The 21,166-nt window shown below is 63.7% G+C and carries 26 protein-coding genes and 1 pseudogene; 15 read left to right on the top strand and 12 right to left on the bottom strand.

Going from position 1 to position 21,166, the window contains the following annotated elements:
• Positions 1-32 precede the first annotated feature (32 nt).
• On the top strand, positions 33-185 hold the full coding sequence (locus tag WG924_RS05940) for a hypothetical protein (protein ID WP_345932091.1): 153 nt from the start codon (positions 33-35) through the stop codon (positions 183-185).
• Between the two features lie 131 nt (positions 186-316).
• On the opposite strand, the gene WG924_RS05945 is transcribed toward WG924_RS05940, so the two are convergent.
• Positions 317-745: a DUF1801 domain-containing protein gene (locus tag WG924_RS05945; RefSeq protein WP_345932092.1), complete on the bottom strand. Its 429-nt coding sequence runs from the start codon at positions 743-745 to the stop codon at positions 317-319.
• A 591-nt stretch (positions 746-1,336) separates the two neighbouring features.
• On the opposite strand from WG924_RS05945, the gene WG924_RS05950 reads away from it, so the two are divergent.
• On the top strand, positions 1,337-2,518 hold the full coding sequence (locus WG924_RS05950) for an MFS transporter (protein WP_345932093.1): 1,182 nt from the start codon (positions 1,337-1,339) through the stop codon (positions 2,516-2,518).
• 116 nt (positions 2,519-2,634) lie between these two features.
• Here the strand turns inward: WG924_RS05950 and WG924_RS05955 are convergent, their stop codons facing one another.
• The 4 genes from WG924_RS05955 to WG924_RS05970 are packed head-to-tail and all read right to left on the bottom strand — an operon-like array spanning position 2,635 to position 6,003.
• On the bottom strand, positions 2,635-3,258 hold the full coding sequence (locus WG924_RS05955; RefSeq protein ID WP_345932094.1) for a hypothetical protein: 624 nt from the start codon (positions 3,256-3,258) through the stop codon (positions 2,635-2,637).
• A gap of 21 nt (positions 3,259-3,279) precedes the next feature.
• A complete protein-coding gene (locus tag WG924_RS05960; protein ID WP_132705916.1) occupies positions 3,280-4,569 on the bottom strand; it encodes an ISL3-like element ISPpu12 family transposase in 1,290 nt (429 codons plus the stop codon).
• Positions 4,570-4,590: 21 nt separating this feature from the next.
• Positions 4,591-5,103 carry a signal peptidase II gene (gene lspA, locus WG924_RS05965; RefSeq protein ID WP_089140475.1) on the bottom strand — a complete coding sequence of 171 codons (513 nt, stop codon included), beginning with the start codon at positions 5,101-5,103 and terminating at the stop codon, positions 4,591-4,593.
• Positions 5,104-5,106: 3 nt separating this feature from the next.
• Positions 5,107-6,003: a cation efflux transmembrane domain-containing protein gene (locus WG924_RS05970; RefSeq protein WP_345932095.1), complete on the bottom strand. Its 897-nt coding sequence runs from the start codon at positions 6,001-6,003 to the stop codon at positions 5,107-5,109.
• A 95-nt stretch (positions 6,004-6,098) separates the two neighbouring features.
• On the opposite strand from WG924_RS05970, the gene cadR reads away from it, so the two are divergent.
• Positions 6,099-6,506, top strand: a complete 408-nt coding sequence (cadR, locus tag WG924_RS05975; RefSeq protein WP_285275807.1) for a Cd(II)/Pb(II)-responsive transcriptional regulator — start codon at positions 6,099-6,101, stop codon at positions 6,504-6,506.
• An 81-nt stretch (positions 6,507-6,587) separates the two neighbouring features.
• Here the strand turns inward: cadR and WG924_RS05980 are convergent, their stop codons facing one another.
• A complete protein-coding gene (locus tag WG924_RS05980) occupies positions 6,588-7,073 on the bottom strand; it encodes a hypothetical protein (protein WP_345932096.1) in 486 nt (161 codons plus the stop codon).
• Between the two features lie 5 nt (positions 7,074-7,078).
• A complete protein-coding gene (locus WG924_RS05985; protein ID WP_345932097.1) occupies positions 7,079-7,450 on the bottom strand; it encodes a hypothetical protein in 372 nt (123 codons plus the stop codon).
• 278 nt (positions 7,451-7,728) lie between these two features.
• On the opposite strand from WG924_RS05985, the gene WG924_RS05990 reads away from it, so the two are divergent.
• The 5 genes from WG924_RS05990 (at position 7,729) to WG924_RS06010 (ending at position 13,640) form a co-directional block, all read left to right on the top strand.
• Complete coding sequence (locus WG924_RS05990) at positions 7,729-11,370, top strand: hybrid sensor histidine kinase/response regulator (protein WP_345932098.1); 3,642 nt, start codon at positions 7,729-7,731, stop codon at positions 11,368-11,370.
• Positions 11,367-12,320 (top strand): response regulator, encoded by a 954-nt coding sequence (locus tag WG924_RS05995; RefSeq protein WP_345932099.1) that lies wholly within the window; start codon positions 11,367-11,369, stop codon positions 12,318-12,320. The genes WG924_RS05990 and WG924_RS05995 overlap by 4 nt, the downstream gene beginning before the upstream one ends.
• Before the next feature lie 245 nt (positions 12,321-12,565).
• A complete protein-coding gene (locus WG924_RS06000) occupies positions 12,566-12,748 on the top strand; it encodes a CsbD family protein (RefSeq protein ID WP_345932100.1) in 183 nt (60 codons plus the stop codon).
• Between the two features lie 171 nt (positions 12,749-12,919).
• Entirely contained in the window at positions 12,920-13,366 is a 447-nt protein-coding gene (locus tag WG924_RS06005; protein ID WP_345932101.1) for an SRPBCC family protein, read from the top strand.
• Between the two features lie 121 nt (positions 13,367-13,487).
• A complete protein-coding gene (locus WG924_RS06010) occupies positions 13,488-13,640 on the top strand; it encodes a hypothetical protein (protein ID WP_345932102.1) in 153 nt (50 codons plus the stop codon).
• 136 nt (positions 13,641-13,776) lie between these two features.
• On the opposite strand, the pseudogene WG924_RS06015 reads toward WG924_RS06010, so the two are convergent.
• Both WG924_RS06015 and WG924_RS06020 read right to left on the bottom strand, forming a co-directional pair.
• Positions 13,777-14,001, bottom strand: a pseudogene (locus WG924_RS06015) (GIY-YIG nuclease family protein); the annotation flags it as partial.
• A gap of 23 nt (positions 14,002-14,024) precedes the next feature.
• Complete coding sequence (locus WG924_RS06020; protein ID WP_345932103.1) at positions 14,025-14,924, bottom strand: LysR family transcriptional regulator; 900 nt, start codon at positions 14,922-14,924, stop codon at positions 14,025-14,027.
• Positions 14,925-15,035: 111 nt separating this feature from the next.
• On the opposite strand from WG924_RS06020, the gene WG924_RS06025 reads away from it, so the two are divergent.
• Positions 15,036-15,872 (top strand): oxidoreductase, encoded by an 837-nt coding sequence (locus tag WG924_RS06025; protein ID WP_345932270.1) that lies wholly within the window; start codon positions 15,036-15,038, stop codon positions 15,870-15,872.
• A 142-nt stretch (positions 15,873-16,014) separates the two neighbouring features.
• Here the strand turns inward: WG924_RS06025 and WG924_RS06030 are convergent, their stop codons facing one another.
• The gene (locus WG924_RS06030; RefSeq protein ID WP_345932104.1) at positions 16,015-16,842 is read right to left on the bottom strand and encodes an oxidoreductase; all 828 of its coding nucleotides are present in this window, start codon (positions 16,840-16,842) and stop codon (positions 16,015-16,017) included.
• A 95-nt stretch (positions 16,843-16,937) separates the two neighbouring features.
• Between WG924_RS06030 and WG924_RS06035 the strand changes: the two genes are divergently transcribed.
• The 4 genes from WG924_RS06035 to WG924_RS06050 all read left to right on the top strand — a co-directional run bounded on the left by WG924_RS06035 (position 16,938) and on the right by WG924_RS06050 (position 19,403).
• Positions 16,938-17,852 carry an AraC family transcriptional regulator gene (locus WG924_RS06035; protein WP_345932271.1) on the top strand — a complete coding sequence of 305 codons (915 nt, stop codon included), beginning with the start codon at positions 16,938-16,940 and terminating at the stop codon, positions 17,850-17,852.
• Positions 17,853-18,037: 185 nt separating this feature from the next.
• Positions 18,038-18,553: a hypothetical protein gene (locus tag WG924_RS06040; protein WP_345932105.1), complete on the top strand. Its 516-nt coding sequence runs from the start codon at positions 18,038-18,040 to the stop codon at positions 18,551-18,553.
• 158 nt (positions 18,554-18,711) lie between these two features.
• A complete protein-coding gene (locus tag WG924_RS06045; RefSeq protein ID WP_345932106.1) occupies positions 18,712-19,140 on the top strand; it encodes a hypothetical protein in 429 nt (142 codons plus the stop codon).
• A gap of 77 nt (positions 19,141-19,217) precedes the next feature.
• On the top strand, positions 19,218-19,403 hold the full coding sequence (locus tag WG924_RS06050; RefSeq protein WP_345932107.1) for a hypothetical protein: 186 nt from the start codon (positions 19,218-19,220) through the stop codon (positions 19,401-19,403).
• 28 nt (positions 19,404-19,431) lie between these two features.
• Here the strand turns inward: WG924_RS06050 and WG924_RS06055 are convergent, their stop codons facing one another.
• Complete coding sequence (locus WG924_RS06055; RefSeq protein WP_345932108.1) at positions 19,432-19,743, bottom strand: type II toxin-antitoxin system RelE/ParE family toxin; 312 nt, start codon at positions 19,741-19,743, stop codon at positions 19,432-19,434.
• On the bottom strand, positions 19,740-20,000 hold the full coding sequence (locus WG924_RS06060) for a ribbon-helix-helix domain-containing protein (RefSeq protein ID WP_345932272.1): 261 nt from the start codon (positions 19,998-20,000) through the stop codon (positions 19,740-19,742). The genes WG924_RS06055 and WG924_RS06060 overlap by 4 nt, the downstream gene beginning before the upstream one ends.
• A 224-nt stretch (positions 20,001-20,224) precedes the next feature.
• On the opposite strand from WG924_RS06060, the gene WG924_RS06065 reads away from it, so the two are divergent.
• Positions 20,225-20,389: a hypothetical protein gene (locus tag WG924_RS06065; RefSeq protein ID WP_345932109.1), complete on the top strand. Its 165-nt coding sequence runs from the start codon at positions 20,225-20,227 to the stop codon at positions 20,387-20,389.
• Positions 20,390-20,517: 128 nt separating this feature from the next.
• A complete protein-coding gene (locus WG924_RS06070) occupies positions 20,518-21,144 on the top strand; it encodes a hypothetical protein (protein ID WP_345932110.1) in 627 nt (208 codons plus the stop codon).
• Positions 21,145-21,166: the final 22 nt, after the last annotated feature.

A 21,166-nucleotide genomic window follows, 5' to 3' on the forward strand; every position in this document is an offset into this window, starting at 1 on the left:
GCATCAGCGCAGCTTTTTGGAGGCTTCACCCAATGCAGTACATCGACAAGGCCATTTCGGCGATGGGCGTGGGGGAAGGCGACGATATGCCTCCGCTCTGGAAGAAGCCCGTTCTCGATGTCCTGACCATTGAGGATACGGAATTTTCCGTAGCGGGCAGCGGTGACGGCAGCGGCATGTCCTGATCCGGTCCCAGAGGAAATTCCGTGAGCCAGAGCGAACGGAATTTCCTCTGGAGTATTGCTTTGACATGCGCCCCGCTATCCATGGCACCGCACCGGCCTGTCGCGCCAAAGTGGCCCGCCGCTACGATCTGTCACGTCGCAAGGCGGCCTGCTGCGCGGCGATGATAGGTCAGCGCCGCGCGCAGACACAGCGCCAGCGGCCCTTCCGGCAGCGGCGCGTCGGGCGCGATGATCAGCGCCCGGTTGCCCTGGAACGAGAAACTGTCGCCGACCTGCTGGCGAAAGGTCTCGACCAGCGTCGTCCGGCAGTTGAAGAACACCGCGCAATGATCGGGCGCCAGCCGCGGCACACCCAGCCGGATGGTGGTGCCGCTGCCGCTCGCCGCTGTCAGCCAGGCGGGCTCTCCCCATTTCAGGGTTTCGGTCAGCGGACCGACGCCGTCGGTCTCGGCGGCGACCGCGAAAATCATCGCCCGGATGTCGAGCAGGCGCGCCTGCACCGTGGTCGTGTGGCGCGACCACGCGCGCGCCGTCGCCTCGGGAACCGGTGGGGGCGTCATGATCCGACCTTCATGAGATGGGCATGAGACGGCACGATATAAGGCGGCACGATAGCAGACAGTGTCTGTTGCCCCTCGACCCGGGTCAATGGGGTGATGCCGACGCAGTTCGCCGTCGGCGCGACGATCCAGCCGCCCGTTGATCAATTTGCCCAACCGGCCGTTATTATTGTCACGCTCGGGCGTGACTTGATAGTATAAGCCAAGGGGTAACATGATTCACTGAATGGAGGCCATGTCATCATGGACAAGACCCTTTTGCAGCAGTCCCGGATGTCTCAGCCTGTGAGCGAGCGGCGATCCTGGCGCAAGCCTGTACTCGACACATTACCTGCCGACGAGACGGCGGTTGGCGGCCTCGCTACGGAAGACGGGCCTCTCGCGGTGTCATAACCGGCGCGCCGTCGCGGCTGGCCAATGACACGGCCGGTGTGGTGGCGCCGTTACTCGTGACTTCAAATCACAGATGATCGTCCGATCCACGGGATTTTGTGCAAGGCATAACAGGTCCAGATTGCGGCATCCGTTGATGTCGTAATGAACGTCCCGCCTGGCCATCACGGGCCTGAGTGGGACGATGTGGAGGCTGTCATGCCCCTGGCCCTGTTTGCCCTGACGATCGCCGCCTATGCGATCGGGACGACCGAATTTGTCATTGTCGGGTTGCTGCCGACCGTGGCGCGCGATCTTCAGATCACCCTGCCGCTGGCCGGGCTGATCGTATCGGTCTATGCGCTTGGCGTTACCATCGGCGCGCCGGTGTTGACCGCGCTGACCGGGCGGGTGCCGCGCAAAGTCCTGCTGCTGGGGCTGATGGCCCTGTTCGTGGCCGGCAATGCCGCCGCCGCGCTCAGCCCCGGTTACGAGATGCTGCTGGTGGCGCGGGTGCTGTCGGCCTTCGCCCATGGGGTGTTCTTTTCGGTCGGCGCCACCATCGCCGCCGGTCTGGTGCCGGAAAACCGCCGCGCCTCGGCAATTGCGATGATGTTTGCCGGCTTGACGGTCGCCATCGTCACCGGCGTGCCGCTGGGCACGCTGATCGGCCAGAGCTTCGGCTGGCGGGCGACCTTCTGGGCGGTGGCGGCGCTGGGTGTGGTGGCCTTCGCCGGGGTGGCGCTGCTGCTGCCGCGCGGGATCGGCATGGCGCCGCCGGCACGGCTGATCGACCAACTGCGTGTGCTGGGCAGCGGCCGGCTGCTGCTGGTGTTCGCGATGACCGCCCTTGGCTATGGCGGCACCTTCGTCACCTTCACCTTCCTGACCCCGATCCTTGAGGACATCACCGGCTTTCAGCCATCCAGCGTCAGCCTGATTCTGGTGCTGTATGGTGCGGCGATCGCGGTCGGCAATCTGGTCGGCGGGCGGATCGCCGATCGCGACCCGGTCCGGGCGCTGGCGGTGCTGTTCGCCCTGCAGGTGCTGGTGCTGGTGGCCCTGACCTTCACTGCCGGCAACAAGCCCGCCATCCTGATCACCCTGACCGCGATGGGCTTTCTGCAATTCGCCACCGTGCCGGGTCTACAATTGTATGTGGTGCAGTTGGCGCGGCGCTATCGTCCGGACGCGGTCGACGTCGCCTCGGCGTTGAACATCGCCGCGTTCAATCTGGGCATCGCCATCGGTGCCTGGGTCGGCGGTCTGGTGGTGACCTCGACATTGGGCCTTGGCGCCACGCCCTGGGTGGGCGCGATCCTGGTTACCGGCGCCATGGCGCTCACCCTGCGCAGCGGTGCCCTCGACCGCGGCAGCGCCGGCGCTCTGGCTGGTCTGTGATTGTATTGACCTGGCAGGCCTTGCCTGCTGCGGCCCGTACATCCATCGGACTCATGTCCAATGGGACGCGACGAGGAAACGAAGGTCAGAGACCACATCGACGGCAACGGCTCCGATCAAAAGCGGGGCTTGTTGCCGTTCGTTCCCGCAACCGCGCCACCGGCGGCTTCGATACGATTGAGCTGGACGAAGACGACAAGGCGCTGTGCGTCGATTTTCGTGATCGCAGCTTCCACCTGCCAATGGCGTTTCTTCGACAGTTGCGTCATCGGATATGCCTTGCCAGACAAGCCGTCGGTGGAAACGCCCCACACCAGTTGTTCGGCGCGGAAATGATCGAGAAGAACGGTCTGGAAGCGATCTGCCGGTGGGCCGTACCGTTCAGTCAGGCTATCGACGATCTGCTGCTGCTGCACGCCGACTGCCGACTGCATGATCATGACTGATTGGACATTCTTGTCCTGGCCGAAATAGACGAGGCCGCAACTCTCCAGGCGGCCGCTCGATGCCCTGCAATCGAGCTTCGGGCCAAAGATGTTGAACTCCGGCTTATCGACATTACGACTGCCACTGATGATAGAGCTGCTATAATCAGACAGATTGAAAGTAAAATCGATAGCGTCCGCCCCTGTGGCAACGCGGGTATGTCCGAGCATGTCCTTCGTCTGGTAGCTGTTATCCGCGGCCCACTGCTCAAAATATGGGGTATACGGATTTAATGGTTGATGGGGCACCTTCACCCCATCAATCTGATACCACCCTCAGATGGTTGATAGATCGACTCCGTAGTTGAGTTCCTCTGCGAAGTCCGGCAGTCCGTAACCGATGGTTTTCTTGTAGAAAGGAGAGACCTTCGCAGTCGGTGCCTTCTTCTTGTGCTTCGTGGTGTAGAGCATTCGTGCCCGCATCACCTCGAAGGAGTAACCGCGCCCTTCACGGTTCTTGTCCTTGGCCAGTCGGTTGATGGACTCCGTGTAAGCGTTGGTGACGGGCATGTCCGTCTCGAAGTAGGTCATGGTCTCTTCGCGCCAGTTTCCCACTGCCCTGACCAGATCGCTCCAGACTTCCTTTTGGCTCTTCGGGATGGTGGCTATCCACTCGTCCAGGGCGGCTTCTGCCTGGAGCCGTGTGGTGGCGTCCCAGATGCCGTAGAAGCGCTCCTTGTGCTCGTAGGCGGCCAGCAGTTGCGGGAACGCGCCTGTCCAGGTCTCCATGATGAGGCGCTCCCGGTCTGAGACTTCGTGAGCGCGTTTCAGCAGGATTTTCCGGTCTCCCTTGAGAGTCCGGCTCTGGGACGGTTTCAGCTCCTTTCTGAGGCCCTTGCGCACTTTCTCTAGGGCATCGTTGGCCATGCGCACCACATGGAACTTATCGACCACGATACGGGCCTGGGGCAGCACAGCCTTGACCGCTGCCCGGTAGGGGTTCCACATGTCCATGCTGACGATCTCGACCTTCTGCCGGTCTTTCAGCTTCATCAGGTAGTTGGTCACCACGTCCTGGCGGCGGGTGGCCAGCAGGTCGAGCAGGGTTCGCTCCTCAATGTTGGTCAGAATGCAGCGGTAGCGCTTGTTCAGGTATAGCTCGTCAATGCCCAGGATGCGGGGCGTCTCGAAGCGGTGCCAGCGCCCCAGGAACTCGGCGCGGGCGTTGAAGATGTCGCGCACCGTCTTCTCGTCCAGGCCGGTCTGTGCCGCCACAAAGGTGTAGGGGTGGTTGAAGGATTCCTTCTCCACGTACTCATGCAGCCGCAGTGTCATACGGAATCCGTCCACCATCTCCGGTAGCTGGGGCCTGAATGTTGTCTTGCAGGCCCGGCAGGTGTATCGGCGGCGGACCACCCAGAGAGTGACCCGCTTGCCGTGGATGGGCAGATCACGATAGGGAACGTCACGCTTGCCGAACCGTACGAACTCACCCTGCACGCCGCATTCCTCGCAGGCGATGGGATCGGGCACGTCCACCTGGAAGTGCATTTCGTCGTCGGTTGATTTGCAGCCCAGTACTTGGTATTGCGGCAGGTGAAGGATGTTGTCGGGAAGTTCGGTCATGGTGTTGTATAGGCGTAGGTGTCAGTCAGATCCATCCGGCTCGGCATTGGTGTTTGCTTTTTTACCCAACAAGCTGCTGGAAACGAAAAGTAAGGCACCGAGGACAATTGCAATATCAGCCAGGTTGAAGGCCGGCCAATGCCAGTCTCGCCAATAGAAATCAAAGGAATCCACAACATAGCCGCGAAAGACCCGGTCAATCAGGTTGCCCATGGCGCCACCGAGGATAAGACTGTAAGCGATGGCTTCTCCTTTATGACGATTTTCAAGGATCAGGTTGATCAGAAAAATCGAGACCACTACCGCGATTCCGATAAAAAAGTAGCGCTGCCAGCCTCCACCATTCGCAAAAAGACTGAATGCGGCACCGGTGTTCCATAGGTGCACCCAGTTAAAGAACGGGGTCACCGAAACATACTCGCCATAGGCCATTGATTGCTGCACCAGCCACTTTACAGCCTGATCAGACGCTGCCAGCAGGCCCGATATGGACAATAGGGCATACGGCGAGAGCTTTTTGCCAATAATGAGCATTATTTAACCCTTCAACGCCAGAATGCGTCTGGCACCGTTAAGTACAATGACCCCCGCGATGGTGCCGATAATCAGATCCGGATAATTGGACCCGGTCCACGCGACCAGGGCGCCGGCGGTGATGACCCCCAGGTTGATCACCACGTCGTTGGCCGAAAATATCCAGCTAGCCTTCATATGAGCTCCGCCCCCTCGATGTTTGGATACCATCAGCAGACAGGCGGTATTGGCAATCAATGCGACGAATGCGATGGCTATCATCACCAGCGATTCAGGCTCACTACCGAATACAAAGCGCCTCACGACCTCTACGAGTACGCCAACAGCCAAAACCAGTTGGACCACACCAGCAACGTGCGCAACACGGACCTGCCTTTTCACGCTATGCCCAACCGCATAAAGAGCGAGTCCGTACACTGCCGCATCAGCAAAATTGTCCAGGGACTCTGCAATGAGGCCAGTTGACTGAGCCATCAGACCGGCAGTAATTTCCACCACGAACAGAAGTGCATTGATGCCGAGCAACCAGCGCAGGGTCCCGGATTCTTGCTCAGCAGAAGCTGCCGAGAACTCGGCGGCCTTGATGGTCTCCGGATTTGCAGCAACGCTTTCCTGAAGCGCGGCTCCTAGCCCCAAGGTCTTCAGTTTCGATGTGACGGGCTCGACCTCGCCGTCATGCACGACCTTCAGCCGGCGGTTCGACAAGTCGAAGGACAGCGCTCGAATCTCCTCAAAGCCGCTCAGGGCTAGGCGAATCATTCGCTCTTCTGACGGACAGTCCATCTTCGGCACGGCATAAACGCTGACCCATCTCACCGGCGCTTCGGAGGAGGCCTGTATATCGGTATCCGCTGCGGACGTTGCATCACCGCCACGGGCGCCTCCACAGGATTTGCTCATGATACGACTCCACTTGAACAATGTTGTGGTACCATTTAAAACTATAAAGCTACTATAAGGTCAATAGAGTAAAGAATCCGTTGGGGAGGAGGCTGATGCGTATTGGTCAGTTGGCGCAGTTGGTAGGGGTCGAAACACAGACGATCCGCTTCTATGAACAGCAGGGCTTGTTGCCGCCGCCTAGCCGTCAGGACAACGGTTACCGTGTCTATACCGAGAAGCATGGTGAGGGGCTGGCCTTCATCCGTCGCTGCAGAATCCTGGGCCTGTCACTGGCTGAGATTCACAAACTACAGAGCTATCAGGACGACCCTCATCAGCCTTGTACCGCCGTCAACGCCTTGCTCGATGATCACATCTCTCATGTGCGGTCGCAGATAACCGCTCTGCAGGCGCTTGAGAAACAACTCGTTTCACTGAGAGCGAGTTGCAACAATGACCGGGAAGTTGAGGCGTGTGGGGTCCTTGCTGGAATTAGCGAAGGAAACACGCACCAGCAGTAGGTGTAGCATCAACCAGATAATCCGATGAGATGCCGGTTTGTCTCACTCTCATGCAAAGGTAAGATCAACCATTTAATCCGCTTACCCAAAATATGAGCGACTGGCGCCCAGGTTCAGCCCCTGCAGTGTCAGAATGTCTGCCGTCAGTGGATGCTGATCTGCGGTGTCGCCGCTTCGAATAAGGTCTCGATATTCTGATGGAGCGAGGGACGCTTCGTGGAGCAATTGTCCCTCTGGTGTGAACACCTTCAATCCAATGACCTGACTGCGCATGGTATTGGATTGAGTGTCGGACACCGCGAACGGACGCAGATCGATTTCGTAGACGACGCTCCCGCTGGGGTTTCTCTGACGGACTGCCTTGGCGTCCTCGACGGGCAAGGCCCAATCGCGGAACGCGTCGGCATTCTCGATGACGAAATTACGCCGATGAAGCGTCAACAGAACGCCCGGCCTGAATACGTCGAAGCTGTAGACGCCGCGCTGTGCATCATATTGTGAGAAAGCTCCGCGAAGCCTCATTTTAACGGCTGTAATGTCCTTGGCGCCCTGATACTGACGACGCAACTCCTCTACCGCCTGCTGCAGGGTGGCCGGCTTGTCGAATTCGTTCGCTGCATGTAGATCCGCGACTTTCGAGCTTCCGCTTCAAAATCAAATGAGGCTCCCGAAAGAACCTTGTAAATGACGTCGATTTCCTGTGGCTGCGGATTGTCGATGATGCGGGCGAAACCCTGCTGGGGAAGTGCAGCAAACAGAGCAATCGCGAGGGCTACCGCCTTGGCGCGGATCATCATCGTGCTCATTCCTTTGGTCGAAATTTTGAACCAGCCGGAACTGCGCCCGCATCGCTGTTCTCGATAAAATCGGACGGCCCAGCATCCCAGACGGTCTGCCAGAGCGATCATCGCCGGAGCGAGAAGCGCGATGCATTCACGCGCCACGGGCATACTCTGACCAAATTACGTATGAAAGTTACCGCAAGTAGACGTTTTCAGTCAATCGCATCGGAGATCGAGGTCCGGAGATGATGACCGTCTTCGGCCCGGCAACCCTGACGGGCATAGCCGTGCAGCTTATGTTGCACGGCAACATGTTTCCGCCTGCATACGCGAAATAACGTATGGGAGCCGTCCCTGCGGCCCGCTACGCTGATCCCCGGGGCGCTCTGCCCGGCGGGGAGGCCGGGCGGGCGGGCAGAGGCGGGAGGACAGGCGGGCGTATGGCGGATGCGGGGCGGGAGACGATCGCGGGCGGGGCGGCACCGATATCGGGTGCGGCCGGTGCCGGCGCGCCGCAGCGCATCGTTCGCGTCCGCCGGCAGTATAATCAATGGGTCGCCAACCAGACCCTTGAGGACTATGCCCTGCGCTTCACCGCCAAGAGCGCGCGCCGCTGGTCGGCCTGGCGGGTGGCGAATACCGCGCTGGGCTCGATCTCGTTTCTGGCGCTGGAAGCCATCGGCGGCGCGATCACCCTGGCCTATGGCTTCGAGAACGCGGTCGCGGCGATCCTGACCGTGGTGGTGCTGATCTTCCTGACCGGCCTGCCGATTTCGGCCTATGCCGCCAAATGGGGGGTCGATATCGATCTGCTGACCCGCGGCGCCGGTTTCGGCTATATCGGATCGACCATCACCTCGCTGATCTATGCCAGCTTTACCTTCATCTTCTTTGCGATCGAAGCGGCAATTCTGGCGATGGCGCTGGATTACCTGTTCGGAATTCCGTTCTGGATCGGCACCATCGCCTCGTCACTGGCGATCATTCCGATCGTCACCCATGGTATCACCCTGATCAGCCGTTTCCAGAACGTCACCCAGCCGGTCTGGATCGTGTTGCAGGTGGTGCCGTTCATCGCCATCGCGGCACTTGATCCGGATGTGTTCAGCCGCTGGCAGGACTTCGGCGGTCTGGCGGACGGTCCTTCGGGCGGCGTGGCGCCGGGGTTCGACCTGATGGCCTTCGGGGCGGCATCGGGCGTGCTGTTCGCCCTGGTCGGCCAGATCGGCGAGCAGGTGGATTTCCTGCGCTTCCTGCCCCGCAGGCGCGGGCGTGGCGATCTGCGCTGGTGGGCGGCGATGGTGGCCGCCGGCCCCGGCTGGATCATTCCCGGCGCGTTGAAGCTGCTGGCCGGCTCGCTGCTGGCGGTGCTGGCGCTGGAGGCCGGGGTTCCCGCCGATCATGCCGACGAGCCGACGCGGATGTATCTGGTGGCCTTCGGCAAGCTGGTCGGCACTGATCAGGCGGCCCTGGCGCTGGGGTTGACCGGCGCCTTCATCCTGCTGGCGCAGGTGAAGATCAATGTCACCAATGCCTATGCCGGGTCGATCGCGTGGTCGAATTTCTTCTCGCGCCTCACCCACAGCCATCCCGGACGGGTGGTGTGGCTGATCTTCAATGTCACCATCGCCGTGCTGCTGATGTTCTTCGGCATATACGAGGGGCTGGAGCACATCCTCGGGCTGTATTCCATCGTGGCGATCGCCTGGGTCGGCAGCATCACCGCCGATCTGGTGATCAACCGGCCGCTGGGGCTGGCGCCGCAGCGCATCGAATTCCGCCGGGCGCATCTCTACGACGTCAATCCGGTGGGGTTGGGGGCCATGGGATTGGCAGCTCTGGCGGCGATGCTCAGCCATTTCGGCGCGCTGGGCGATACGCTTCAACCCTTCGCGGCCTTCATCGCCCTGGGGGTGCCGATGGTGGCGGCGCCGGTGATCGCGGCGCTGGGCGGGCGGCGCTACTATCTGGCGCGCATGCCCGACGACGTGCCCGACGACGCGGCGCCACAGCCCTGCGTGATCTGCGAATACAGTTTCGAGCCCGAGGATATGGCCCGCTGCCCGGCCTATGGCGGCCGGATCTGTTCGCTGTGCTGCTCGCTCGACGCCCGCTGTCATGATGTCTGCAAGACCGATGCCCGGCTGACCGACCAGTTCGCGGGGCTGCTGCGCCGGCTGCTGCCGGGGATGGCCGAGAGCCGCACCCTGCATCCGCTGGGGTTGTATATTACCATATTAACCGTCTCTTTGGGGGTGATCGGCGCGGCGCTGGCGTTGGTGGGGGTGCAGGCGCATCTGGATGCGGCCCCTGCTGGCATGATGTCCGGCGGCCCGCCGGTCGGCGGCATGGCACCCGATACCGCCGGCACCTTGTGGAAGGCCTTCGCCGCGATGTCGATCATCGCCGGGGTTGCCGCGTGGCTGTTCGTTCTGGCGCGGGAGAGCCGGCGGGTGGCACAGGCCGAGAGCAACCGCCAGACCCGGCTGCTGCTGGAAGAGATCGAGGCCCACAAGGCGACCGATGCCGAATTGCAGCGCGCCAAGGAAGCGGCGGAGGCGGCCAATCTGGCCAAGACCCGCTATGTCGTGGGGATCAGCCACGAACTGCGCGCGCCGTTGAACGCGATCTTCGGCTATGCCCAGATTCTGGAGCGCGACCCGGGTATGCCGGTGGCGCGACGCGATGCGGTGCGGGTGGTGCGGCGCAGTGCCGAGCATCTGGCCGGATTGATCGACGGCCTGCTGGATATCTCGCGGATCGAGGCCGGCCACGTCACGCTGGCACGCGAGCGGATCAGGCTGGGTGACTTCCTGGATCAGATGGTCGGCATGTTCTCGCTGGCGGCGGCCGAGAAGGGCATCGGCTTCACCTATGACGCCAGCCCCGACATCGCCCGCAATCCCGCGACCGGTGCGCCGGTGGAGGTTTGGACCGACGAGAAGCGGCTGCGCCAGATCCTGATCAATCTGCTGTCCAACGCGGTCAAGTTCACCGATCGGGGGCAGGTGACCTTCCGCGTCCGCCGGCGCAGCCAGGTGGCGGATTTCGAGATCATCGACACCGGCATCGGCATCGCGCCCGCCGATATCGCACGGGTGTTCGAGCCGTTCGAGCGTGGCGGATCGGCGCGCGCCCGCGAGTTGCCGGGCACCGGCCTTGGCCTGACGATCGCCAAGCTGCTGACCGAGATTCTGGGCGGCGACATCACCGTCACCAGCCAGCCCGGCAGCGGCAGCCGGTTCCGGGTGCGGCTGTTCCTGTCGGATGCCGGCGTGCATGGCACCACGGCGCCGCCGCAGACCGCGATACCCGCCGGCGCGATCCGCGGCTATGGCGGGCGCCGGCGCATGGTGCTGGTGGCCGATGACGACCCGTCGCACCGGGCGCTGATCGCCGATCTGCTGGCGCCGCTGGACTTCACGCTGCTGTTCGCGCCCGATGGCGAGGCGGCGCTGGCGCTCGCCGAACGCTTCCGGCCCGATCTGGTGCTGCTCGACATCTCGATGCCCGATATGGATGGCTGGACGGCCGCGCGCGAGATGCGCCGTGGGGGGCTCGACCACACCGCCATCGTCATGGTGTCGGCCGATGCGCTGATCGACCGCGCCGAGGCGGCGATGCAGGCCGGCACCCGCAGCGGCGTGCATGACGCGGCCCCGCCCCATGATGCCTTCGTGCCAAAGCCGGTCGATCTGGTGCGGCTGATCGACACCATCGGCCGGCTGCTGAACCTGCGCTGGCTGCATGACGCGGTGGCAGACGAGATGCCGGACGAGCCGGACGCGGTCCCGCCTGTGGCGCCGGCGCCGGTGCTGCTGCCCCCGGCGGCGAGGCTTGCACCCTTGCCGCCGGGGGTGGTTGTGGATCTGCGCCGGCTGGCCGAGATCGGCTATGTCCGGGGTCTGACCCGGCGGCTGGAGGCGGTGGCGGCCGAGATGCCCGAGCATGCGGAGACCGCGGCGGTGCTGACCGCCATGCTGAACCGCTTCGAACTGGCGGGGTTTGATGCGGTGCTGGCGGAATGGTCGGGGGCACCGGCGCAGGCGCCGGCGGTGGCGGAACGGGAGAGCGGGGGATGATGATGACGAGGCCGCGCGATATCGTGCTGGTGGTCGATGATCGGGCCGAGACGCTTGCCCTGCTGACCGACGCGATCGAGGCGGCGGGGCTGACCGTGCTGGTCGCGGCCGCCGGCAGCCGGGCGCTGGATCTGATGGAACGGGTGACGCCCGACATCGTGCTGATGGATGCGGTGATGCCCGGCATGGACGGCTTCGAGACCTGCCGCCGGCTGAAGGCCCGGCCGCATGTCGCCCATGTGCCGGTGATCTTCATGACCGGGTTGGCCGAAACCGAGGATGTGGTGCGTGGCTTTGCCGCCGGCGGGGTGGATTATGTCGCCAAGCCGATCGTGCCCGACGAGTTGATCGCCCGCATCCGCACCCATCTGGCGAATGCCCGGCTGGCGCAGAGCGCGCGGGCGGCGCTGGATGCCACCGGCCGCCATCTGCTGGCGGTGGATGGCAATGCCCGGCTGCTGTGGTCGACGCCCCAGGCGGAGGCACGGCTGGCGGCAGCTTTCCCCGCCTGTGCCGGCAATGCCGCGCCGGGGCAGGGGCCGGCGGCGGGGCTGGCGGCCGGCTTCCGCCTGGGGCCCGAGGCCGCCACCTGGCTGGCGGTGCCGGGTGCCGCCGAGGCGGCGCCGTTGACGCTGGCGGTGGAGGCAGGCGGCGCCGTTCAGTTGACCCTGATCGGCCGGCTTGGCCCCGACGAAATCCTGCTGCGCCTGACCGAGGGCCGGCTGGTGCGCGACGAGGATCTGCTGCGCGAGGCCTTCGGCTTAACGGCGCGCGAATCCGAGGTGCTGCTATGGGTGGCGAACGGCAAGCCCAACCGGGTGATCGCCGAGATCCTGGAACTGGGCGCCCGCACGGTCGACAAGCATGTGGAACGGATCTTCGCCAAGCTGGGGGTGGAGAACCGCACCGCCGCCGCCGCTCAGGCGCTGAAAGTTCTGGGCGGGCGCTGAAGGTGCTGTGCGGGCGCTGACGGGGCGTGGCCGTGGCTTAATTCGGACGTGTCCTGCGTTTTGCGATGCGGTTGTGACAGGATGGGGGGCGCTTCGTGGCTTCGTCCGCCACCCGCTTGCGCATTGGCTCTTCCGTGCCGACCTTGTGATGGGAAGCGGGACGAGCCGCCCGACCGGGCGGTTCATCCGACGCTCCCACCGGCCCGACCACCAATGGCGGGCCCCACAACCCGGAGAGTCTGATCATGGACAAGGATCGTATCGAAGGCGGCGTTCGCGAAGCCAAGGGCAAGGTGAAGGAAGTTGCCGGTCGTGTGACCGGCGACCGCCAGACCGAGGCCGAGGGCCGCGGCGAGAAGACTGCCGGCAAGGTGCAGGGCGAATACGGCAAGGCCAAGGACACCGTGCGAGACAGCCTGCGCAAATGATCCGGCATCTGCCCGGCCGGGCACACGCCGGCCGCCGGCAGCGCGGGTGACGGGGGCATGGGCGGCGCAGCGATGCGCGCCCCCGCCCGCCGCATCTGTGACACCCCCGACGCCTGCCGCGCCATCAGCCCGGAGGTCATATTCGTGACGGTTTCCGACAAGATCATACGATTGAAAACAGATCTGCCCGTTGTCCCGGCCCGCGTCTGGGACGTGCTTACCGGTGCGCGCCATATCGAGGCATGGTGGGGGCGCCACGTGGCGCTGACCCCGCGTGCCGGCGGCGGCGTGTTGATCCGCGCCGACGGCAGCGACCGTGGCCGCGACATCCGCGGCCGGGTGCTGCGCTGGTCGCCGCCATCGGCGCTGGAACTGGCACTTTCCGATGAAGCCTGGGCCAGCCAGACCCGGGTGAACATCCGGCTGGAATCGACCGGCGACGGCACCCGTCTGCTGCTCGACCATACCGGCTGGGACGGCCACGACGACACCGCCCGCCATCAGATCATGGCGGCCTGGGACCGCGACTGGACCAGCCGTCTGGCCCGCCTGCGCGCCTATATCACCCGCACCTCCGACGGCGGCGCCGCACCAGCCCCTCACGCGGTGGCGTCCTGATCGGGTGGGCCTGACATAACAGGATCGTGCCCGGTTCGTCAAAAAGCCCAAGACCCTGCTATCGTATGATGATAAATATCGCTAGGTAGGAAATCCGCCACTGTCGAGAAAGCGTGATATCATGAACGAGACCCATCCTCTGGTGTATCAGCCCGGCACGCCTCTGGCCGCCACCGATCGCCGTGTCTGGCACATGCCTGTGCTCGACAGCCTGGCCGCTGAGGATACGGCATTGGGCTCCGTCGGCGCTGATGATGGCGACAGTTTTTCGTGATCAGGCCGGCGATGTCATCGGATCTCTGATGATCGGGCACAGACCTGATCCTGCCTGCTGGATATGCGAACGGGGCGGCAAAGCCTGATTGCCGCCCCGTTTTCTGTCATGTTGACGAGGCCGCGATTGCCCCCGGTCAGGGTGCCGTGGCGACCAGTCGGGCCGTGTCCGGATCATAGACCACACCCGTGATCGAGCCGTCGCGGATGCGGCCCACGGCATCGTCGATCACCGGCAGCGGCACCAGAAACCATTCCCGGGGGCGCACCGGGTTGCCGAAGCGGTCGGCGATCGTCAGGTCCAGTTGCGCCGGGGCGAAAATGTGGTGCAGCAGGTTTTCCAGCCGGCGCCGATACACGCCGAGACTTAACACGGCGCGTCGCGCTATGCGGCCGGCACCGTCGCCTGATCCGGCGCCCCCGCCCGGAACGGCGCGATCGCGACGTGATCGGTTATCGTGGTGATGAAGGCGCGCAGTCGCTGAAGGCGCCGCATATCCCGGTGATAGCCCATCCAGATGTCCCGTGAGGGGGGCTCCGCCGGCAGATCGAGGCGGCGAAGGCCGGTCATCTGATCGCCTGCGACCTGCGGCAGCACCGCGATGCCGATGCCCTGCCGGCACATCCGCCCCTGGACGTTGCGATTGTTCGACCGCAGAACCGGCCGCGCGTTCGGGAAGCTCGCTTTCAGCCAGTCGATATCCGGGAACCGGCCCGTCGACGTGTCGTGGGTGATCAGCCGGAATCCGGCGCCGTCGCCATAGACCGGCTCGGGCGCGTCCGCCGCCAGATAAACCCCATAGGCCAGCCGGACCAGTCGTCGCTGGATGATATCGGGGCTGTCGAACGGGACGATCCGGAAGGCGATGTCGGCCTCCCGCTGAGCGAGGCTGAACAGGCGTGTGCCGGTCAGAATCTCGACATCGACATGCGGACAGGCTGTCGTATACGCATCGATGACCGGCGGCAGGACATAGGCGCCGAACCAGTCGGCCGATGATATCCGCAAGGTGCCCTGAAGGGCCCGCTCCTGCCCGGCCAGCCGCCGTTCGATGGCCAGGGCGCCGTCTTCCATCTGCTCGGCCAGCGCGATGACGGCATGTCCTTCGTCTGTCGGGACGAAACCCTCGGCGGTTCTCTGAAACAGCGTCTGGCCGGTTGCCTGTTCAAGCGCCCGAAGGCGGCGCCCGACCGTGGGATGGCTCAGATGAAGCGCGCGGGCGGCAGCGCCCAGCGTGCCGGTCCGGGCTATGGCCAGAAAGATCCTGACGTCGCTCCATTCCATCGCCTCACCCTTACAAAAATGAACGAAGATTGTACGGTACTGTCAGTTTCCGAACAAATTCAATCGTCTAAAGTCTCCCCATCCCGCTGGACGTTGGAGGAGAACACCATCGTGAAAACCTGGCTGATCACAGGATGCTCGTCGGGCCTGGGCCGAGAGCTTGCCGAAGCCGTCGCGGCGCGCGGCGACCGTCTCGTCGCCACCGCCCGCTCGACCGATACCTTGCAGTCGCTCTGCGCGCGCTATCCGCACACGGTGCGCGGCATGGCGCTCGACGTCACACGCGCCGGCGAGGCCGCGCGGGCCGTGGCGCTGGCCGAAAGCGCATTCGGCGGGCTGGACGTTCTGGTCAACAATGCCGGCTTCGGCTTCATCGGCGCGATCGAAGAGGGCGAGCCCGCCGAATATCGACCGATGTTCGAGGTGAACGTCTTCGGCCTGATCGAGACGACCCGGGCGGCCCTGCCGGCGCTGCGCAGGCGCGCAGGTGCCCGCATCGTCAATCTCTCATCCGGTGCCGGAATCGCCGGCTCCGCGGGCTCCGGCTTCTACAATGCCACGAAATTCGCGGTGGAAGGCCTGTCCGAGGCACTTGCCGATGAACTGCGCCCGCTTGGCGTGAGCGTCATCATCGCCGAACCCGGCCCGTTCCGAACCGATTTTCTCGGCCGCTCCATGGCGATGGCGGCGCGCGAGATCGCCGCTTATGCCGGAACGGCGCAAGCGAGACGGCGGTATCGCCAGACCAATAACGGCCGGCAGGCCGGCGATCCCGCCAAAGCGGTCGCCGTGATGCTGCGGGCTGTCGATGCCGAACATCCGCCCCTGCACCTCCCGATCGGGCCGGGCGCTCATGCGCTGGCGGCGCGCAAGCTGGCCGCGTTCCAAGCCGACATCGCCACCTGGCGCGACATCTCCATCGCGACCGAGTTCGACACGCACAACTAGGATCTGCGCCATGATCACCATGTCCGTGACCTGTGCCGGCAATGCCGGCACCCCGATACTCTCTGAAGCCGCGGCTGCGCTGGATGTGAGCGTTGAGCGCCGGCTATAAGCATCAGCCTTGTCGGGCGATGTAGGTCCGCGGTCAGCCATCGGTTGATACGGTAACCGACGCCCACGCCGCGATCTCGTGCTTCAGGCGTTCGATCCTGTCCGACACCAGACCAAGGGCGTCGCTGCCCAGCAGAAGCTGCGGCGGCGGGTTGTCGGACGCGATCAGGTCCAGAACCGCGGCCGCAAGTTTGCAGGGATCGCCCGGCTGTTTGCCGCTTCTGGCTTGCCGCGCCTGTCGGATCGGATCGAACAGGGCGTCATAGTCGGCGATCGATCGCCCGGTCCTGATCATCGAGCGGCCGGCCCAGTCGGTCCGGAACGAGCCGGGGCACAGCGCCGTCACATGGACGCCGAACGGCGCCATCTCGGCGCGCATGACTTCTGAAATGCCCTGAAGGGCGAACTTGCTGCCGCAGTAACTGGCGATGCCGGGCATGGTGATCATGCCGCCCATCGAGGTGACATTGACGATGAAGCCACGGCGCCGTTGACGAAATCGCGGCAGGAAGGCCTTGGCGACCGCGACCGCGCCGAAGACGTTCACATCGAACTGGCGCCGCATCTCGTCCAGCGGCGTTTCTTCCAGAATCCCCTCGTGACCATAGCCGGCATTGTTGATCAACACGTCGACCGGCCCGTGATCCTCCTCGGCCTGCCGGACCACATCGGCGATCCGGTCGAACTCGGTCACGTCGCACAGCACGGGCCGCGCTGCCGGCAAACGCTCCAGAAGCGATGCCCGCGATGGTTCCGAGCGGACGGTGCCGATGACCTGATGGCCCTGGCGGAGCGCTGCCGCCGCGATCGCGAAGCCGAAGCCGGAATTCGCGCCGGTGATGAAGATGGTCTTGCCCGACATGATTGCGCCTCTCTTTGATGCGTCCGTGCCATGATTGATAGTCTTCAGAGTGACGGCCAGCCATTGCGGAAGGTCTGAATATCTTGCCAGATCCTATGAATGCGACGCATGAGCGGCCGGAGCGCCATGCGCTGGTGGGGCTGGCCGGGTGTCTGGCGCCCAGCCACGGCTACAACGCAACAGGGCTCGACACGGTCCGCATACTCAGGACCGAGGCGGTGCTGCGCGATGTCCCGGTGCTCTACAAGCCGGGTGCGGTGTTCGTGCTGCAGGGCCGCAAGCGGGGCCTTCTCGACGGCGAGGTCTATCTCTACGACGCGGCGCATTATCTGGCGGTGTCGGTGCCGGTTCCGTTCCGGATGGAATCCATGGCCAGTGCCGAGCGCCCGCTGCTCGCGGTCTATGTCGAGTTCGACATGCGACTGGCCGCCGAGATCGCGCCGCAACTGGGCGCGCTGCGTGCCGAGCCGGCAGCGGGCAGGGCGCGGGCGCTGGTGTCGAGCCGGATGGAGCCGGAGATCGAGGCCGTCGTGCTGCGTCTGCTGCGGGCGTTGCGCGATCCTGTCGAATGTGCCGTTCTGGGTGCCGGCATCCTGCGCGAGCTGCATTATCGGGTGCTGGTCGGGCCGCAAGGCGGCGCGATGATCCGGGCCCTGCGGCAGCAGGGGCCGTCCGGCAGGATCGTGCAGAGCCTTGCCCGGCTGCGCGAAAACTATGCGTCCGGAATATCCGTCGCCGCTCTGGCAAGCGAGGCGGGCATGAGCGTTCCGTCCTATCACGTCCATTTCAAGGCGCTGACGGGCAGTACGCCGATCCAGTATGTGAAGGCGATCAGGCTGCACGAGGCGCGGCTGATGATCGCGCGCCGGGACGGGACGATTGCCGAGGTCGCCGCAGCGGTCGGCTATGCCAGCCCCGCCCAGTTCAGCCGTGACTTCAAGCGGCACTTCCGGCGGACGGCCTCGGAGGAGGCCGGATGGGTCCGCCAGCATCTTGGTGAGCTCGGCTGAACGGCGCGGGTCTCTCCGCTTGTCGTGTGGCGGGCGCAAGAAGCTTGATTGTCTTCCTACTAGAAGGTAGACAAACTATGAAGGATGTGTCGACCGCTTGTCCTAGCCGAACACCGCCGGACCGGTTGCGGCCGGTCCGGCCCCGCACCTGATCAACGCAGATGATCAACACAATGGAGACCCTGATGTTCGGAATCTCACCGCTTGGCTGGGTGCATACGCTTGGCAGCCTGCCCGCCATTCCGATGGCGATCTACATGTTCACCCGCCACGGACGGATCGTCCCCCGGTCGGGCCCCGGCGTGGTTTATTTCGTGGCGATGCTGATCGGTGCGGCAACGGTGTTTCTCGTCGCGCATCAGCCGGTGAGCTATGGCATCGGTGCCGCAACGATCCTGCTGCTGCTCGCCGGCTATGGCGTCGGCCGTATGTCCCGCCTGGGACGCGCCGGCACTTATCTGGAGACCGTCTTCCTCAGCCTGACGGCGTTTCTGCTGATGGTGCCGACCGTCAGTGAAACCCTGCGCCGGGTTCCGGACGGCCACCCCATCGTGACCGACCCGACTGCGCCGCTTCTTCTGGGGGCACAAGCCGGCCTCTTCGTCCTTCTCGTCATCGGCCTGACCGCCCAGATCATCCATCTGCGCCGACAGGGCCGGCGCGCGGCATGCGCCGGATCGGGCCGGACCTTCGACAGGTGATCCGGCCCGGCGGATGACATAGCGCAATTCATTCTCATTTGCATATTGACCGGATCGGCACCGGTTGGATATCGTGCCCGCATCCCCTTTCAGGTTGAGGATGGCGCAGCCGATATCCGCTTTCCGTGCCGTTCAGCCCCGTTGGAGACCACATGCCCATGCCTGTCCCAGCCGAGCGCGGCCGTCGCACGCTCTGGCGGCGTGTCGGCCGGATCGTCCTGGCGGTCGGGTTTGCCGCCGGGGCCACCGCCCTGGTCAACTGGCCGTTGATCCAGGGCCCGACGCTCGCCCGAGAGACCGCCTATCCACGGGAAACCCTTGTGGCCGGCATGGTCGTCAGTTTTCTCTGGTTCCTGACCCTCTGGCTGCTCGCCAGCCGCATGGCCCGCATCACCCGCCGCAACCCGGCCCGTCGCGCCGCCCGGCTGGGTTTTGCCCTGGGCCTGCTGCTGATCGCCTGCGTCAACGCCACCCGCCTCGCCACCGGCTCCGGCCTGCTCGGCCTGACGATCGGCCTGCCGACAGCGCTTGCGCTGGTGTTGGTGGGGGAGCGCATTTTCCGTGGTCGTGGTGTGGAGACCGGCTGACATGGCGGAAGCACAGTCACGCGTCAGACGCATCTGGCAGGCCTATGTCGATGCCGTCTGCCGTAACACGCCGATCTGTGCCACGCCTCACGGCGGGCGTCATCCTGCTTCTGATCAGCATCGGCATTGCGGCGATCCTTGGCGAGAACCTCGTCGTCGGCATCCTCGCGGTTCTCGGGGCATCGCTCATCGGCGCCTTCAAGGGTGACATCCGCCATTCATGGCTTGAGCGCAAGAGACAGAGAAAGAATAAGCCGGACTGATCGAGCCCACCATCAGTCGGGCTCACGATCACTCCGGCACATCATCCCTGAAGCGTGCCATCTGGTGCATGCGTTCATGCAGGATCGTGACGATGCCGATATCGCCGTTGCGCAGTCGCCGCCAATACACGACGTGCTTTTCATACCGGACATAATAGCCGTCGACGCCGAATTCGGCCGGAACCGGTTTCGAGCGGACGCCATGGCTTTCGATCGCCTCGAAGGCCTGGAACATGCCGGTGATATACTGATCGGCCTGCGCCTTGCCCCAGCGGCTGCGGGTATAGCGGTATATGTCGTCGAGCCGGAGGGATGCCGCCTCCTGGATGCGGACCGTCATTCGGCGGTCTGGTTGCGCGCGATGACATCGGCGGCGCTGAGCGGCGTGTAACTCTCATCCGCTGCGGCGAAGGCGCGGGTCAGTTCCGCCTTCAGGCGGTCGAAAGCGGCCGCTTCCGCCCGTTCCTTGTCGCGCCGGATCAAGTCGCGGACATATTCGCTGATATTCTCATACGATCCGTCCTCGCCGACATTCGCCGCGACGAACTCGCTCAACGCGCCGCTGAGCCGGACGGTCATGGTTGTGGTGCGAGACATGGCACGGGCTCCAGACAAGGCTTCTGTCTTCAATATAATCAAGAAATCCGACAGTGCCAGAGTCATCGGTGCCAAGGCCATCAGTACCAGCGCCATTCAGGGCGGCCCCCGGGCTCCGGGGAGGCGCTCGATCAGCCCATCACCTTGCAGGCCGTGGAGACCACGACGCATGATGGGCGTTTTCTCCGCCGGCCGCACGAGATGAACGAGGGGAGCACGAAGCCATGCCTGAAGAAGACGAGATCGACGTCACCATCACCATCAGCCGCAAGGCGTTCGAAAGGGCCACCCGACTTGCCGCCGACAAGGACGCCGCAGGCGACTTTGCAGGGCTCATGACCGCCGAAGAATATATCGAGCAGCTTGTCGAGATCGCTCTGGAGGATTGAGCGGCAGGCATTGCAGAAGGACCGGAATCTTGCCGCGATACGGGCGCGGCTTCTCGCTACCGATATGTGCCTTGACCATCCATTGATCAGCCGTGCAATGTAATGGCTTACTCACGTGGAGAAATGCCATGGGATATCTACTCCAGGGCCTGCTGGTGAGTGCGCTCATTGTGGCGGTGCCGAATATTAGCCGTGCCGCTAATCCGCAGTACCGATGCGAACCGAATACTGTCGCAAACGATGCGGTTGCTATCGCATTCCCGGATGTCGATGTTGGCGCATATTCTGATCCGGATAATGATCGTTGCACGTTCGCAGTGGGCGGTGCTTCCATTGATGGGCCGGTAAAAAGCGCAGACGTGCCGCCGATCGCGGAGATAATTAGCCAAGCACAGTCAGGAAACAGTCTTCCGTTGTCGCTTCGATTGCTTATTGCGCGATCAGCTATGAGCGGTGACGTTGATGATCTTTCGAAGACGGTCGCGGAAGTGCTTGGAGAGAATTTACCGCAGCTTGATCTTTGTATTTCAGCTTTGGAAAAATTTTCCGACGGGCCACCTGACCCCATAACTACGTCAGAAAATGAGGCATTGGTTTATATGAACATTGAGAACGACATTGTCTCAGTTCAATGCATGATTTTTCCGCCCGGTGAACGCGATGTCATCCGCTCTGCGGCGCCGACCTTGCTCCTTTATTCCCGCTCAAAAGGCAAAAGCGATAGTCTCTTCGTGCCCAACACGGCGCTGCAATGACGCCTGAACCACAAAGAGAGGC

The sequence above is a fragment of the Tistrella arctica genome (assembly GCF_039630945.1).
Classification (GTDB): domain Bacteria; phylum Pseudomonadota; class Alphaproteobacteria; order Tistrellales; family Tistrellaceae; genus Tistrella; species Tistrella bauzanensis.